The organism is Novispirillum itersonii subsp. itersonii ATCC 12639, assembly GCF_000381985.1.
GTDB lineage: Bacteria > Pseudomonadota > Alphaproteobacteria > Rhodospirillales > Rhodospirillaceae > Novispirillum > Novispirillum itersonii.
The window spans coordinates 286,926-300,149 of the sequence record NZ_KB907340.1; the positions used below are offsets into that span (position 1 = coordinate 286,926).

The window sequence follows — 13,224 nt, forward strand, 5'->3', positions numbered from 1 at the left end:
GCTGTCCGCTTTGGCATCCGGTGCGCTAACCGATCATCCTGCCGATCACCTTGGCGGTGTAATCGACCAGAGGGATGATACGGGCATAGTTAATCCGCGTCGGGCCGATCACGCCGATGGCCCCGACGATCTGTTCCCGGCTGTTCTGGTAAGGGGCAACGATCAGGGAGCATCCGGCGGCGCTGAACAGCTGATTTTCCGATCCGATATAGATCTGCACCCCATCGGCCCCCTGCACCAGATCCAGCAGGCGCAGCATATGCTCCCGCGTCTCCAAGGCATCAAACAGGGTACGGATCCGTTCCAGATCCCCGACGGCATGCACATCATTTAACAGGTTGGACTGACCGCGGACGATCAGCGCGGCATCGGATCCGGTTTCGCTCCAGGTGGCGAGGCCAGCCTGCACCACGCGGCTGGTGAGTTCGTCAAGCTGGGCTTTTTTGGAGTCGAGATCCGCAAGCACGGTGACGCGGGTTTCATCCAGTGTCCGTCCGTTAAGATGGGCACTCAGATAGTTGCTGGCCTGATTGAGCGCACTGGGCGGCACCCCGTGCGGCACTTCGATCAGGCGGTTTTCCACCACCCCGTCGGCGCTGACCATCACCACCAGCGCCCGGCCCGGTCCCAGACTGACGAATTCGATATGGCGCAGGGCACTCTCACTTTTCGGGGCGAGAACCAGCCCGGCCCCGTGCGACAGGCCAGAGAGCATCAGCGAGGCTTCGCCCAGAACCTGTTCGACACTGCGGCCGGCGCTGCGGCATTTGGTCTCCACTTCGATCCGCTCGTCATCACTCAGCCTGCCGACTTCCAGCAGGCCGGAGACAAACAGCCGCAGCCCCTGTTCCGTCGGCAGGCGCCCGGCTGAGGTATGGGGCGAGTACAGCAGGCCAAGGTCTTCAAGATCCGCCATCACATTCCGGACGGTGGCAGGCGAGACGCTGTCGTTCATCAGGCGGGAGAGAGTTCGGGATCCTACCGGCTCGCCGGTCTGCACATAGGCATCGACGATAAGCCGGAGGACCTCGCGACTGCGCTCGTTCAGTTCAGCGATGGAGGTCATGAGTGGTCCGTGCAGATCCCGTGCGGAGCAATGGCCCTGCCGGAGTGCGGGCCTCTCTGGGGAATGTAGTTGCGGGGGCGCGGATCGTCAATTGCACCGGCAGACCGGTTACTCTTCCTTCCGGTTTAAAAAATGCCGGTATGACAATTCTGCGGTTGCTGGTGTGGTGACCGCATCGCTACGCTTTTTATCCGGCTGAGACAATAGCCGGAGACAAGAACATCAATCAGGGGCTTCACGATGACATACGGCGTAAAAAAGGGATACCAGTCGCTGCGGCTGCGTCCGTTGATGACAGGACTTGTACTGGCGGCGGCGCTGGCAGGCCCGATGATGGGATCGGCAAGAGCGCAGCAGTTGCAACAGCCGGAGCAGGGCAATGGTCTGTCAGTTAAGCAAGGGGTGGAAGCCCACCGCATGATGGTGGCAGCGGCGAACCCTTATGCGGTCCGGGCCGGATATGACGTTCTGAAGCGCGGCGGTACGGCGATGGATGCTGCGGTGGCCGTACAGATGATGCTCAATCTGGTGGAGCCACAGTCTTCCGGCATCGGTGGCGGGGCCTTTCTGGTCTACTGGGATGCCAAAACCCGCAGGATGACCACCTATGACGGTCGGGAGACTGCCCCGCTGGCCCTGAAGCCGGATGTCTTTCTGGCAGCGGATGGCAAGGAGAAGGAATTCTTTGACGCTGTTGCCCATGGGACGGCTGTCGGCACACCGGGGACGGTACGGGTGCTTGATACCGCGCAGCAGGCCCATGGCCGTCTGCCGTGGGCAAGCCTGTTTGAACCGGTGATCGCGCAGGCCCGGGAAGGATTTCTGGTTTCCCCCCGTCTGACCGCTGCGATTGCCGATGCGAAAGCGAAGGGTATGGGGCGGTTTCCTGAGACCGCAGCCCTGTACCTGACCCCGTCGGGGGACCCACTTCCGGCGGGCAGCAAGTTGAAGAATCCGGCCTTTGCAGACAGTCTTGAGAAAGTGGCCAAAGAGCGGTCAGCCGGATTCTATCAGGGGCCACTGGCGGATGCGGTGGTTTCTGCTGTGCAGGCTGCCGGAGGGGTGCTGACGAAAGCGGATCTTCTGGGGTATGAGGCCAAAGAGCGCCCGCCGGTCTGTGTCCGCTACCGGGTTTATGATGTCTGCGGTATGGGGCCGCCGTCGTCCGGCGGGATGACGGTTGGCATGATCCTGAAGATGCTGGAGCGCTATGACCTGAAGGCGATGGGCCCGAGCCCGGCGGCCCTGCACCTGTTTGCCGAAGCATCAAAGATCGCCTTTGCCGACCGCAATACGTATATGGGCGATGCTGATTTCGTCGATGTGCCGATGGGGCTGCTCGATGAAGGGTATCTTGCCGACCGTGGGGCGATGATTGACCCGGGAAAGGCTCTGGCCCCCGTACAGGCAGGCAATCCGCCACGGAAGCGGGCTGATTTTGCGGCTGACACCAATCTCGGCCGCCCCGGGACCAGTCACATTGTGATTGCAGACAGCTACGGCAACATGCTGTCGATGACCACCACCATCGAAGCCGGGTTTGGCAGCCGGGTTCTGGCCGGTGGTTTTCTGCTGAACAACGAAATGACTGACTTTGCTTTTACTCCGACCAAGGACGGAAAGCCGGTCGCCAATGCGATTGCACCGGGCAAGCGTCCGCGCAGCTCGATGGCGCCGACCATTGTGCTGAAGGACGGTCAGCCGATTCTGGTAGTCGGATCTCCCGGTGGCAGCCAGATCATCGGCTATGTTGCTCGCACGATTGTCGGTGTTCTGGACTGGGGAATGACCCCGCAGGCCGCCATCGACATGGGGCATGTCATCAACCGCAATGGCAAGGTTACGGATCTTGAAAAGGGCAGCAGCGTGGAAGCGCTGAAGGCTGATTTCGAGGCCCGTGGCCATGAGGTACGGATCAGCGACCTCAACAGCGGTCTGCATGCTATTCAGATCAACCGGACAGGCGGCAAGGTGACCTTGGTCGGCGGAGCGGATCCCCGTCGGGAAGGGATCGTGCTGGGGGAATAAGAGGACTGGCAGAAAAACAGAAACGGCCCCGGAGAGAAATCCGGGGCCGTTTGCCTTGTGGGGTCCTTGTGTCAGCGGTTCCGGCGGAGCAAGACGTAGAGGGCTCCGTAACCGCCGTGTTCGACCTGCGCCTGACTGAAGGACAGGACAATCGGGCGCAGCGTTTCATCATTCAGCCAGCGGGGAACCATCCGCTTCAGCACACCTTGACCCCGGTCTCCTTGTCCGGTGATCACCAGAACGCAGCGCAGTCCGGCTGAGGCACTGCCGCTGATGAACCGGATCAGGGCAGAGTGGGCAACTTCCTGTCCCATACCATGCAGATCAATCCTGGCATCAATGTCCATCCGGCCCCGTTTGAACCGTTGGGCCGTGCGGTGGTCAACCCCGGGGCTATACCCATGGGCCAGATGGGGAAGCTGTCGCTTGCCTTTGATATTGGGCATCCCGGCCGCAGGCGCGGGGGCCGACGGACCAAGGCTGCCGATCTGAAAATCATCACGCAGAACGACAGGGGTGCGCTCGGAGGAAGAGGTTGGCTTTGCCGGGCGGGCTGTCAGTGTTTCACGTGAAACAAGATCGGCAACCGGATCTGTTTCACCGGCGATCAGGGCTTCAATTGCGGCATCATCAAGAAGGGTATGCCCCGGCAAGGGCGTGGCACTGCGGGCAATGCTTTGCCACAGTTTAAGGTCTTCGGGGCTGAAGAGGCTGCGCTTACGCGGACGGGACATCATCGACAATCACAACATGCAGCTGGCGGGGGCCGTGTGCCCCCAACAGCAGGGTCTGTTCAATATCCCCTGTACGGGACGGCCCGGTGATCAGATTAACCGTCCGTGGCAGTCCATCCGGAAAGCGTGTCCGCAGCCTTGCCCATGCCTCTTCAAATGGCCCGACCAATGCAGAAGCTGGCAGGGCGATAATGTGGACATCCGGCAGAAAGTTCAGGGATGTCGGGGTTTCGGGGCCGGAAACCAGCATCAGGGATCCAGTTTCGGCAATCCCGGCTTCGGCGATGGACAGGCCGATCAGATCTTCCGGCAGGGCTGCCCCGCGATGAACGGTATACAGCGGATGGACGGCAACTGCATCAAGGCGGGGATCAGGGGCGATGGCCAGTGTGGTCGGCAGATTGCGCGATTTCAGCCAGTTCCCGACAGCCTGCGGCAGCGCATCCCAGCCGGAAATCCGGTCAACAGTACCGTCAACGGCAGTGACCATATCGGTGAACAGGGTTATCCGATGGTCCTGATCCCCGGCGCTGCGGGCAGGAATGGTGGCGGCAGGGTGAGCTTTCAGGCGGTCCCGCAGGGCCTGTTGCCGGTCTGCGGAAAGGTCCCCCCGGCCATGGGCCCGACGGATAGACTCCAGAATTGCGGTACGGGAGGACGTCATGGCCGCAACCTTTTCTGTTGGGGGCGATCAGGAAGGGGTACGGCGGTCCCGTACCGGGGCGTTCAGGGTCATGCCATCTGCTGCCACAGAGGAGGTAAAATCAGGACGCAGCTCAGCAGTGTCAAGGGTTTCCCCGGCTTTCGGCAACAGGCGGCGGACGAACGCCTGCCAGCTGCCATCCGGGGCCTGCACCAGTGCCGTCGGCCGTTCGGTCAGGCACAGGGCGATCCCGCCGAACTCCCACAGGGTGCTAAAGGTCTGTGGGCTGTACAGGATCATCCGGGTGGCGCGGGCATGCATGTTTTTGATCAGCTTGGGGCGGACCATCACGCCATAGACCAGCAAAGCAAACAGCAGGGCAATGATACCGCCGATGATGCCGACAAAAACCATCACCACCAGCGATGTCATCAGCAGGATCAGCAGCGGGGCAATCGCTTCCCACGGGCTGAACACCGGGCTGCCCGGGGTGTTCAGGGTCCGGAAGTTGATCAGCACGGTGATCAGGTTTTTTTCAAGGGCCCCGACGATGCGGGTGTGCAGGTCCCGTTCCTCGGCCGTTAGCTTGACCATCTGTGGCGGATCCTCTGCTTAAATCTCAGGGGTGTCAGTCTCTGCCCGGTATCGGGCCATGAAGGTTTGTCCCTGCGGGACCGGCATCACCCGGTGACGGGTCCAGTCTTCTGCAAACGGCAGGCGGGTCAGGAAGCCGGTTTTCCGCCCCATCATCCGCAGGCCAAGCGCAGCAGCCCGGGTTGCCAGTCGCCACAGGGCAGGACGGGTAGCAAACCACCGGTAAACCCGCAAGCCCAGACGGGTCCGGCCGGGGGGAAGATGGCGGGAAAATTCCTGTTCTCGCCAGTGGCGCAGGAGTTTCGGTAGTGGGATCCGCATGGGGCAGACCGCTTCGCAACGCCCGCACAGTGTCGAAGCATTGGGCAGGGGGGCTGCTTCTTCGATACCGATCAGGGCAGGGGTCAGTACAGACCCGATCGGGCCGGGATAAACCCAGCCATAGGCATGGCCGCCAATTGCCCCGTAGACCGGACAGTGATTCATGCAGGCCCCGCAGCGGATGCAGCGCAGCATTTCTTCAAACTCTGTCCCCAGCAGACGGGACCGGCCATTGTCGAGCAGAACAACATGGAAGTGTTCCGGCCCGTCGGGATCACCGGGGCGACGCGGCCCGGTGGAGAATGACGTGTAGCTGGAGGCTTCCTGCCCGGTCGCCGAGCGGGCCAGAAGCCGCAGCAGCAGGGCGGCATCTTCCAGCGTCGGGACAATTTTCTCCAGACTTGCCAGAACCACATGCACCTTTGGCAGCAGTTGGGTCAGATCGCCGTTGCCTTCGTTGGTGACGATAACAGTGGATCCGGTTTCTGCGATCAGAAAATTGGCACCGGTGATTCCCACATCGGCGGCGAGAAATTTATCACGCAGTACGGCCCGTGCCTCATCCAGCAGCTGACGCGGTTCACTCAAAGGGCGGTCAGCGGGCAGGTGGGTGTGGGTCGCCCTGAATGCATCCGCCACCATTTCTTTCTGCACATGGATTGCCGGGGCGATGATGTGGCTGGGGGGCTCGTTGCGCAGCTGAATGATGTATTCCCCCAGATCGGTCTCGACCGGGGTAATGTCGTGATCAGCCAGATAGGCATTCAGTCCGATCTCTTCCGAGATCATCGACTTTCCTTTGGTCACGGTGCGGGCATTGTGATCGCGGCAGATCGACAGCACGATTTCCCGTGCTTCGGCGGCATCCCGTGCCCAGTGAACCACCCCGCCAGAGGCTTCGACCGCGGTTGCGAAAGTCTCGAGATAAAAGTCGAGGTTTTCGAGAACGTGATTTTTCAGATCCCGGCCCTGATCGCGCAGGGTTTCAAATTCCGGAAGCTTTTCTGCTGCCTGTGCCCGGCGGACCCGGAAGCCGACCTTCAGTTTTTGCAGGGGCTGACGCAGCGTGGCGTCATTCAGGGCCGCGCGGGCGTTATCCTTGAACTGGCGGGTGGTCGACTGCATCAGCGGGGGCCCTCCGCCTCGCCGATCGCCGGCTGGTCGGCCATATCAGCCAAAACCTCAGCCACATGGCGGACCTTGACCGGGCTTCCTATTTTTTTCAGTTTTCCTGCCATGTTCAACAGACAGCCGACATCTCCGGCCAGCAGGGTATCGGCCCCGGTGGCGAGGATATCTGCGACTTTGTCGCTGACCATCTGATTGGAGATATCGCCGTATTTAACACAGAAGGTGCCGCCAAAGCCGCAGCACTCTTCCGGGTTGGGCAGGTCCCGGACGGTCAGCCCTTTAACCTGCGCCAGCAGGGCCCGGGGTTGAGCCTTGATCTTCAGGCGGCGCAGGCCGGTACAGCTGTCATGATAGGCGACAGCCCCGTCCAGACGGGCGGAGATCCCTTCAAACCGCATCACATCAGCGAGGAAGCTGGTCAGTTCCCAGGTTTTTTCAGCCAGTGCGGTGGCCCGGCCCTGCCAGTGCGCGTCACCATCCAGAACTGCCGGATAGTCTCTCAGCATTCCACCGCAGGATCCTGAAGGCAGGACCACATAATCGAATGTCTCAAAGGCGGCGATGGTGGCTTTGGCAATTGCCTGTGTGGTCGGTCTGTCCCCGGAGTTCCAGGCCGGTTGTCCACAGCAGGTCTGAGCGTCAGGCACCGAGACCCGGCACCCGGCCTGTTTCAGCAGTTTCAGGCTCGCGAAGCCGACGCCGGGGCGATAGACATCGGCAAGGCATGTCACGAACAGACCGACATGCGGCTGGGATGCCGCCTTGGTGGGGAAGGGTGCCTGAGGCATGCTGCTGATTTCCAGATGGCCGGGACGTCAAGCCCTTACCATAGCAGGGTGGCCGGACCCTGAGAACAGTCAGACGGGCCTGACTGCTGTCAGGCCCGTTGAAAGAAATGAGGTAACGTGAAGGAAGGAGGCGCTAGCTGGTCGGGCGGCGGCTTTTGGGAAGCAGCAGATACCAGCGTCCGGTGCTTTTCATCCGTCCGGCTTTTTCCAGTGCCTGCTCCCCGGAGCCCCAGAAGAAGTCGCCGCGGACCACCCCTTTAATTGCACTGCCGACGTCCTGCGCCAGCATCAGGCGGCGCAGCGATTCCCCGTCAGGATCGACGGTATCCAGCCAGATCGGAATGCCGAGCGGGACAAACCGGGTGTCTACCGCCAGCGAGCGTTTGGTGGTTAACGGCACCCCAAATGCCCCGACCGGCCCATCCCCGTTAATACGCCGGAAGAAGATATAGCGGGGGTTTTCCCGCATGATTGAGGTGGCCTGTCCCGGGTTCCGTTTCAGCCAGTCCCGGATGTAGGGCATGGTGGTCTGGCCGGGGCCAAGGAGACCCCGGTCGAGCATGATCTTGCCCAGCCCCTTAAAGGTCATACCGTTGTTACCGGCATACCCGACACGCTCAACGGTACCATCGGACAGGGTGATGCGTCCTGATCCCTGAATATGCAGGATATGCACATCCACCGGGTCTTCTGCCCAGAACAGCACCGGGGCCTTGCCATCCAGTGCGCCGGTTTCAATCGCGGCGCGGTCCGGCAGGTTGGTGGTGGATTTCGGCATGCCGTGGATCGGCACTGTGCAGCTGGCGGTGCGGGTCCGGCAGCCGCGCAGCTCGGCTTCGTAATAGCCGGTGAAGGTGCCGCTGTCCCCGCCGTTGTCCCCTTGTACCATGTAGGGGTCAAGATTGGCCTCGAAGAAGGCGCGGGCATCCGATGCCGATCCGGTGCCCGAGGGAAAACGCCGCTTCATCGCTGTGCAGAGGGCCTGCCAGTCTCCGACAGAGCCGGTGATGGTAAAATCCCCCAGCCACTTTTTAGGGTTCGGCTGTTTGGAAAACGCTTCGCACGATCGGGCAAAAGCGGGCAGGGCTTCATTCTGCTGATCCCGTCCCCAGCCGGGCAGGGCGTCATAGCTGATCGGAATCAGCGAAAGTCCCCCGCTGGCAGAGGGGGACCGGCTGGAGGATGTATCAGTGCTGGTGCCGCAGGCCGCAAGCAGAGACGCCCCGGCGACCAGCGACAGCAGACGGATTTTAACGGCAGGTCTCACCGGTCCCCTCATGCCTCCGGGGTGGCCGTTGTCACCAGCGCCCAGTTGGGATCGCCGGAAGACAAGGTGCGGGAGAAGGTCCAGTCATCGGTCAGGCGGACGGTTTCAGTCTGGCTGCCGTCGATCACCGCCCCGTCCCGGTCATGCAGAACCGAGATCTGGTCAGTTTCAAAACGCACCGTCACCGATGCCACATCGCCGGTCAGGCTGGCAGCGACAAACGACAGACCCCGCATGGCGTCGATTTCCGTGGTCAGCTGTTCCCCCCGGCTTTCGCGGTCGGTGATTGCGGCTTCAAAATTCCGGTAGACAGCATCGCCCAGCAGCGGGCGCAGGGTGGCACGGTCCCCGGCAGCAAAGGCGGTCAGGATCATTTCAAAGGCCCGGCGGGCCCCGCCAAGGAAGCTGTCGGGATCGAACGAAGGGTCCGCCATGGTGATCCGGGTCAGGCCTTCTGCTGCCGGACCTTCCGGGATCACCGGGGTCTGCGGGGCAACCGGGCGGCGGCTGCTGAGGTCAACCACGTTGCCACCGGTACCGGCCTGAGCCGGGGTGGTGCTTTCACCATCCTGCTGCTGGCGGTTGAGGCCATAGGGATCGCGCGGTGGGGTCTCGCTGCCATTCCGGCGTCCGAGGACACTGCGCAGGCGCAGGATCAGGAATCCGGCCACCAGTCCGAGGAAGATGATATCGATGAACTGAATGCTCTGGCCCATAGCGTCCCTGACGTGTCACTCTTGAAAGGTGAAAAGACATCCCCGACCTTAACACAGTCCGCTTTTGAACCGTAAGGCTGTCTGACGCCGGGATAGGCGGACAGTTACAGTGCCGCGGCAGGCTGGACGGAGACCTGTTGACTCCCTAAATAAGCCCTGACCTGTGAAAGAGCAAGCATGGCCCCCCTGATTCTTACCCTTCTGATTGCCCTTCCGTTTCTGGAAATCGCTGGCTTCATTATTGTCGGCGACTGGCTGGGAACACTGCCAACCCTTGGTTTGCTGATTTTGTCGATGTTTATCGGATCAGCACTGTTGCGGGGGCGCGGCCTTGGGGCCGTGCTGCGCAGCCGGGGCGGGCGGGACCCATCCCGGCTGATCGCCGATCTGGGGGATACGCTGTTCCTGGCTCTGGCCGGGCTTCTTCTGCTGATCCCCGGTTTTTTCACCGATCTTCTGGCGCTGCCTCTGCTGCTGCCCCCGGTTCGGAAGGTGCTGATGGTGCTGGCCCTGCGGCGGATGACCGTTGTTGCCACCGGGGCAGCAGGATCTGGTGCGGGAGCCGCCAGTGCAGGCCCTTTCGCGGGAGGTCCTTTTGAGGGTTTCCCCCCCGCTGGTGGTGGGCAGGATATTGATGGGGAATACCGGGATGTGACCCCGCAGACCCCGCCCTCCAGGCCGTCCGGCGGGCCCGCCGGGGTGCCGCCGCTGTTGTCGCACAAGGCGAACCGTGATAGGTCTGACCAGCCTTTTAACGGAGAGCCCAACCCATGACCGATACCGATACCACCGGACAGGAAGAACAGGGTCTGCCGCCCATCGTGATGCAGGGGCAGTACATTAAGGACCTGTCGTTCGAAGTTCCGAACAGCCCGGAAATCTTCCGTAAGATGGATGGGGCGCCGGAGATTCCGATCTCGGTGGATGTTAAGGCCCGCCAGCTTGGCGGCAACGTGTTTGAAGTGGTTCTGCACTTCAACATCGAAGGTAAAGTGCAGGATGAAACCGCTTTCATTCTGGAACTGGCCTATGGGGCTGTCGTGCAGGTCAATCCGGCTGAACCGGATCACACCCAGCCGCTGCTGCTGATCGAGGCACCGCGCCTGATGTTCCCGTTTGCCCGGAACCTGATTGCCGACATCACCCGTGACGGTGGCTTCCCGCCGCTGATGCTGCAGCCGATCGACTTTGTCGCGCTGTATCGCCTGCGGGCGCTGGAAGCCATGCAGGCTTCTCAGCAGGCTGATGTCTGATTTCCGGGGTGAAGGACCGTGACCCCCTTTGGTGCGCGCCTGCGTGACCTGCGGCGGCAACGGAACCTGACCCTGACGCAAATGGCCGCCGACCTTAATGTGTCGGCGGCTTATTTGTCTGCGCTGGAACACGGCAAGCGCGGTCGGCCCGGCCCCGGACTGGTGATGGAAATCTGCGGATATTTTGGCCTGATCTGGGATGAGGCCGAGGCCCTGAAGCGTCTGGCGCTGCTGTCCCAGCCGAAAGTTACTCTCGATACTTCGGGCCTTAGTCCACGGGCTACAGGCTTTGCCAACCGGCTGGCAGAATGCCTGCGTCACCTTGATGATGAGGCGATTGCCGCCTTGGATGAGCTTCTGGTCCGGGTCCGTCCGATGCGGACACAGAGCCGGAAGGGGCGGCGGTCCGACCGGTTTTCCGGCTGACAGGCGATCAGCCTGCCGGATCAGTGACCAGAGCGGCGATCACGGCATTGAGGACCGGCATGCCCTTGGCGGTCACCCGCAATGGTGCCGTTCCGTTCAGAGACGCTTCTGCGATCAGATCTTCCCGGATCAGCAGAGCCAGCATGTCGGCATCAATGATGTCTGACAGCGCGATTCCTCCCAGCGCTTCAAACTGCGTCGGGTCGATTCCATCGCGGAGGCGCAGGCCCATCATGACCCGCTCAATGGCTCTGTCCCGGGGGCTGACCGGATCATTGGTCCGGGTGGCGTGACCGGCAGACAGGGTTTCTTTCAGCCAGATTTCCGGGGCCCGGTGCTGGCGGGTGGCATAATCGATGCCCTTCTCGCAGATCCGTCCGTGGGCGCCGGGGCCAATGCCGACGTACTCCCCGCCGCGCCAGTACAGCAGATTGTGGCGGCTTTCTTCCCCCGGCCGGGCGTGGTTGGAGACTTCATAGGCAGGCATTCCGGCCTTTTCCATTTCCTCCTGCGTCACATCCCATAGAGCAATGGCGAGATCATCGTCGGGAATGTGGAAGCGTCCGGCGGCATGATCGAGGTAAAACCGCGTCCCTTCTTCGATGGTCAACTGATACAGCGACAGATGCCCGGCAGACGCCAGCGGCAACGCCCGGCGCAGCTCCGCTCGCCAGTCTTCCGGGGTTTGCCCCGGACGGGCGTAGATCAGGTCGAAGGAAAACCGCGAGAACAGAGCTGCAGCGGACTCAATCGCCCGCAAGGCTTCTTCCCGATCGTGGCGACGGCCTAGAAAGACCAGTGCATCCTGATCAAGGGCCTGTACTCCGAGCGAGACCCGGTTGACCCCGGCATCGCGGAACGCACGGAATTTATCCCGGTCGACAGCCCCCGGATTAGCCTCCAGCGTGATTTCAATATCGTTGGCTGTCGGCCAGTGCCGCCGGGCACGCTCAATCAGCGCGGCTGTGGTTTCCGGGGCCATCAGAGACGGCGTGCCCCCGCCGAAGAAGATCGATGTCAGGATCCGGTCGGGGGTGCGGGCCGCATAATGATCCAGTTCGGTCAGCAGGGCCCGCCGCCATGCCTGATGGTCAATGCGGTCTGCGACATGACTGTTGAAGTCACAGTACGGGCATTTCGACAGGCAATAGGGCCAGTGGATATAGAGACCAAACATCGGATCACAGCTCATGTCGGTAAATCGGGGGCGAAAAGCAAACCCCGGTGTTTCACGTGAAACACCGGGGAGGGCAGTGGGGGGAGGGAACTGTTTAGACGGTCAGAACGGTCGAGCCGGTGGTGGCCCGGCTTTCCAGGGCTTCGTGGGCGCCCCGTGCATCGGTCAGGGCAAACGTTTGTCCAACTTCGATTTTCACGGCACCGCTGGCGACAACCGAGAACAGGTCGGCAGCGCCTTCTTCCAGTTCCGTCCGGTTGGCGGTGTAGTGGGCCAGTGTCGGGCGGGTCAGGAACAGGGATCCCTTCTGGCTGAGGGTCAGCGGGCTGACATCCGGAACCGGGCCGGAAGCATTGCCGAAGGTACACATCAGGCCGCGGGGGGCCAGACAATCAAGGGACTTCTCAAACACCGTTTTGCCAACACCATCATAAACCACCGGCACGCCTTTGCCGTCGGTGATCTCTTTCACCCGGCTGACGAAATCTTCGCGGGTATAAATCACCGGATGATCACAGCCATGGGCACGGGCCAGCTCGGCTTTTTCATCGGTGCTGACTGTGCCGATCACGGTGGCCCCCAGAGCTTTCAGCCACTGACAGGCGATCAGCCCGACGCCACCGGCGGCGGCATGGAACAGAACAGTCATCCCCGGCTCGACCTTAAACAGCCGACGGATCAGATACTGGACGGTCAGGCCGCGCAGCATCATCCCGGCGGCCTGCACATCGGTAATGGCATCCGGGACTTTCACCAGGCCGGCGGCAGGCATCACCCGGGCGGAGGCATAGCCGCCGATCGGGCCAGTACCGTAGGCCACGCGGTCACCGGCTTGCAGGCCGTCAACGCCTTCGCCAACGGCTTCGATGATGCCGCAGCCTTCAAGGCCAAGACCATTCGGCAGCCCCCCCGGAATGGGATACAGGCCTGAGCGGTGATAGGTGTCGATATAGTTCACGCCGCAGGCGCTCTGGGCCAGTCGCACCTGACCGGGCCCGGGGGCTCCGACAGAGGCGGTCTCAACCCGCAGGACGTCCGGGCCACCGGTTTCGTGAAGACGGATTACGGTGCTCATCAGGC

At 61.9% G+C, this 13,224-nt stretch carries 14 protein-coding genes; 4 read left to right on the plus strand and 10 right to left on the minus strand.

Features of this window, described 5'->3' with window-relative positions; genetic code table 11:
• Positions 1–25 precede the first annotated feature (25 nt).
• Entirely contained in the window at positions 26–1,066 is a 1,041-nt protein-coding gene (gene hrcA / locus G365_RS0108540) for a heat-inducible transcriptional repressor HrcA (RefSeq protein ID WP_019645099.1), read from the minus strand.
• Positions 1,067–1,306: 240 nt separating this feature from the next.
• Between hrcA and ggt the strand changes: the two genes are divergently transcribed.
• A complete protein-coding gene (gene ggt / locus G365_RS0108545) occupies positions 1,307–3,094 on the plus strand; it encodes a gamma-glutamyltransferase (protein ID WP_019645100.1) in 1,788 nt (595 codons plus the stop codon).
• A 71-nt stretch (positions 3,095–3,165) separates the two neighbouring features.
• On the opposite strand, the gene G365_RS0108550 is transcribed toward ggt, so the two are convergent.
• The 7 genes from G365_RS0108550 to G365_RS0108580 form a co-directional block, all read right to left on the minus strand.
• A complete protein-coding gene (locus tag G365_RS0108550) occupies positions 3,166–3,831 on the minus strand; it encodes a Smr/MutS family protein (protein WP_019645101.1) in 666 nt (221 codons plus the stop codon).
• Positions 3,812–4,492, minus strand: a complete 681-nt coding sequence (locus G365_RS0108555) for a LutC/YkgG family protein (RefSeq protein ID WP_019645102.1) — start codon at positions 4,490–4,492, stop codon at positions 3,812–3,814. The genes G365_RS0108550 and G365_RS0108555 overlap by 20 nt, the downstream gene beginning before the upstream one ends.
• A 27-nt stretch (positions 4,493–4,519) precedes the next feature.
• Positions 4,520–5,065, minus strand: a complete 546-nt coding sequence (locus G365_RS22840) for a hypothetical protein (RefSeq protein WP_019645103.1) — start codon at positions 5,063–5,065, stop codon at positions 4,520–4,522.
• An 18-nt stretch (positions 5,066–5,083) separates the two neighbouring features.
• On the minus strand, positions 5,084–6,511 hold the full coding sequence (locus G365_RS0108565; protein ID WP_019645104.1) for a LutB/LldF family L-lactate oxidation iron-sulfur protein: 1,428 nt from the start codon (positions 6,509–6,511) through the stop codon (positions 5,084–5,086).
• Positions 6,511–7,305 carry a (Fe-S)-binding protein gene (locus tag G365_RS0108570; protein ID WP_019645105.1) on the minus strand — a complete coding sequence of 265 codons (795 nt, stop codon included), beginning with the start codon at positions 7,303–7,305 and terminating at the stop codon, positions 6,511–6,513. The genes G365_RS0108565 and G365_RS0108570 overlap by 1 nt, the downstream gene beginning before the upstream one ends.
• Before the next feature lie 133 nt (positions 7,306–7,438).
• On the minus strand, positions 7,439–8,572 hold the full coding sequence (gene mltA, locus G365_RS20850) for a murein transglycosylase A (RefSeq protein ID WP_019645106.1): 1,134 nt from the start codon (positions 8,570–8,572) through the stop codon (positions 7,439–7,441).
• A gap of 8 nt (positions 8,573–8,580) precedes the next feature.
• The gene (locus G365_RS0108580; RefSeq protein WP_019645107.1) at positions 8,581–9,288 is read right to left on the minus strand and encodes a Tim44/TimA family putative adaptor protein; all 708 of its coding nucleotides are present in this window, start codon (positions 9,286–9,288) and stop codon (positions 8,581–8,583) included.
• A gap of 177 nt (positions 9,289–9,465) precedes the next feature.
• On the opposite strand from G365_RS0108580, the gene G365_RS22845 reads away from it, so the two are divergent.
• Genes G365_RS22845 through G365_RS0108595 form a run of 3 tightly spaced genes read left to right on the plus strand, consistent with a single transcriptional unit; the run spans position 9,466 to position 10,967 of the window.
• On the plus strand, positions 9,466–10,062 hold the full coding sequence (locus G365_RS22845; RefSeq protein ID WP_019645108.1) for an FxsA family protein: 597 nt from the start codon (positions 9,466–9,468) through the stop codon (positions 10,060–10,062).
• Complete coding sequence (secB, locus tag G365_RS0108590; RefSeq protein ID WP_019645109.1) at positions 10,059–10,541, plus strand: protein-export chaperone SecB; 483 nt, start codon at positions 10,059–10,061, stop codon at positions 10,539–10,541. Before G365_RS22845 ends, secB begins: the two co-directional genes overlap by 4 nt.
• An 18-nt stretch (positions 10,542–10,559) precedes the next feature.
• Positions 10,560–10,967, plus strand: a complete 408-nt coding sequence (locus G365_RS0108595) for a helix-turn-helix domain-containing protein (RefSeq protein ID WP_019645110.1) — start codon at positions 10,560–10,562, stop codon at positions 10,965–10,967.
• 7 nt (positions 10,968–10,974) lie between these two features.
• Here G365_RS0108595 and hemW read toward each other — a convergent pair whose 3' ends face one another.
• Both hemW and G365_RS0108605 read right to left on the minus strand, forming a co-directional pair.
• Entirely contained in the window at positions 10,975–12,159 is a 1,185-nt protein-coding gene (gene hemW / locus G365_RS0108600; RefSeq protein ID WP_019645111.1) for a radical SAM family heme chaperone HemW, read from the minus strand.
• A 79-nt stretch (positions 12,160–12,238) separates the two neighbouring features.
• Positions 12,239–13,219 carry a quinone oxidoreductase family protein gene (locus G365_RS0108605; protein ID WP_019645112.1) on the minus strand — a complete coding sequence of 327 codons (981 nt, stop codon included), beginning with the start codon at positions 13,217–13,219 and terminating at the stop codon, positions 12,239–12,241.
• Between the last annotated feature and the right edge of the window lie 5 nt (positions 13,220–13,224).

Bases quoted from the DNA above. Each gene is read 5' to 3' on its own strand.
- G365_RS0108580 (WP_019645107.1), bottom strand. From the start codon at position 9,288: ATGGGCCAGAGCATTCAGTTCATCGATATCATCTTCCTCGGACTGGTG.
- G365_RS22845 (WP_019645108.1), top strand. From the start codon at position 9,466: ATGGCCCCCCTGATTCTTACCCTTCTGATTGCCCTTCCGTTTCTGGAA.
- hrcA (WP_019645099.1), bottom strand. From the start codon at position 1,066: ATGACCTCCATCGCTGAACTGAACGAGCGCAGTCGCGAGGTCCTCCGG.
- G365_RS0108565 (WP_019645104.1), bottom strand. From the start codon at position 6,511: ATGCAGTCGACCACCCGCCAGTTCAAGGATAACGCCCGCGCGGCCCTG.
- ggt (WP_019645100.1), top strand. From the start codon at position 1,307: ATGACATACGGCGTAAAAAAGGGATACCAGTCGCTGCGGCTGCGTCCG.
- secB (WP_019645109.1), top strand. From the start codon at position 10,059: ATGACCGATACCGATACCACCGGACAGGAAGAACAGGGTCTGCCGCCC.
- G365_RS0108550 (WP_019645101.1), bottom strand. From the start codon at position 3,831: ATGATGTCCCGTCCGCGTAAGCGCAGCCTCTTCAGCCCCGAAGACCTT.
- G365_RS0108555 (WP_019645102.1), bottom strand. From the start codon at position 4,492: ATGACGTCCTCCCGTACCGCAATTCTGGAGTCTATCCGTCGGGCCCAT.
- G365_RS0108605 (WP_019645112.1), bottom strand. From the start codon at position 13,219: ATGAGCACCGTAATCCGTCTTCACGAAACCGGTGGCCCGGACGTCCTG.
- G365_RS0108570 (WP_019645105.1), bottom strand. From the start codon at position 7,305: ATGCCTCAGGCACCCTTCCCCACCAAGGCGGCATCCCAGCCGCATGTC.
- hemW (WP_019645111.1), bottom strand. From the start codon at position 12,159: ATGAGCTGTGATCCGATGTTTGGTCTCTATATCCACTGGCCCTATTGC.
- G365_RS22840 (WP_019645103.1), bottom strand. From the start codon at position 5,065: ATGGTCAAGCTAACGGCCGAGGAACGGGACCTGCACACCCGCATCGTC.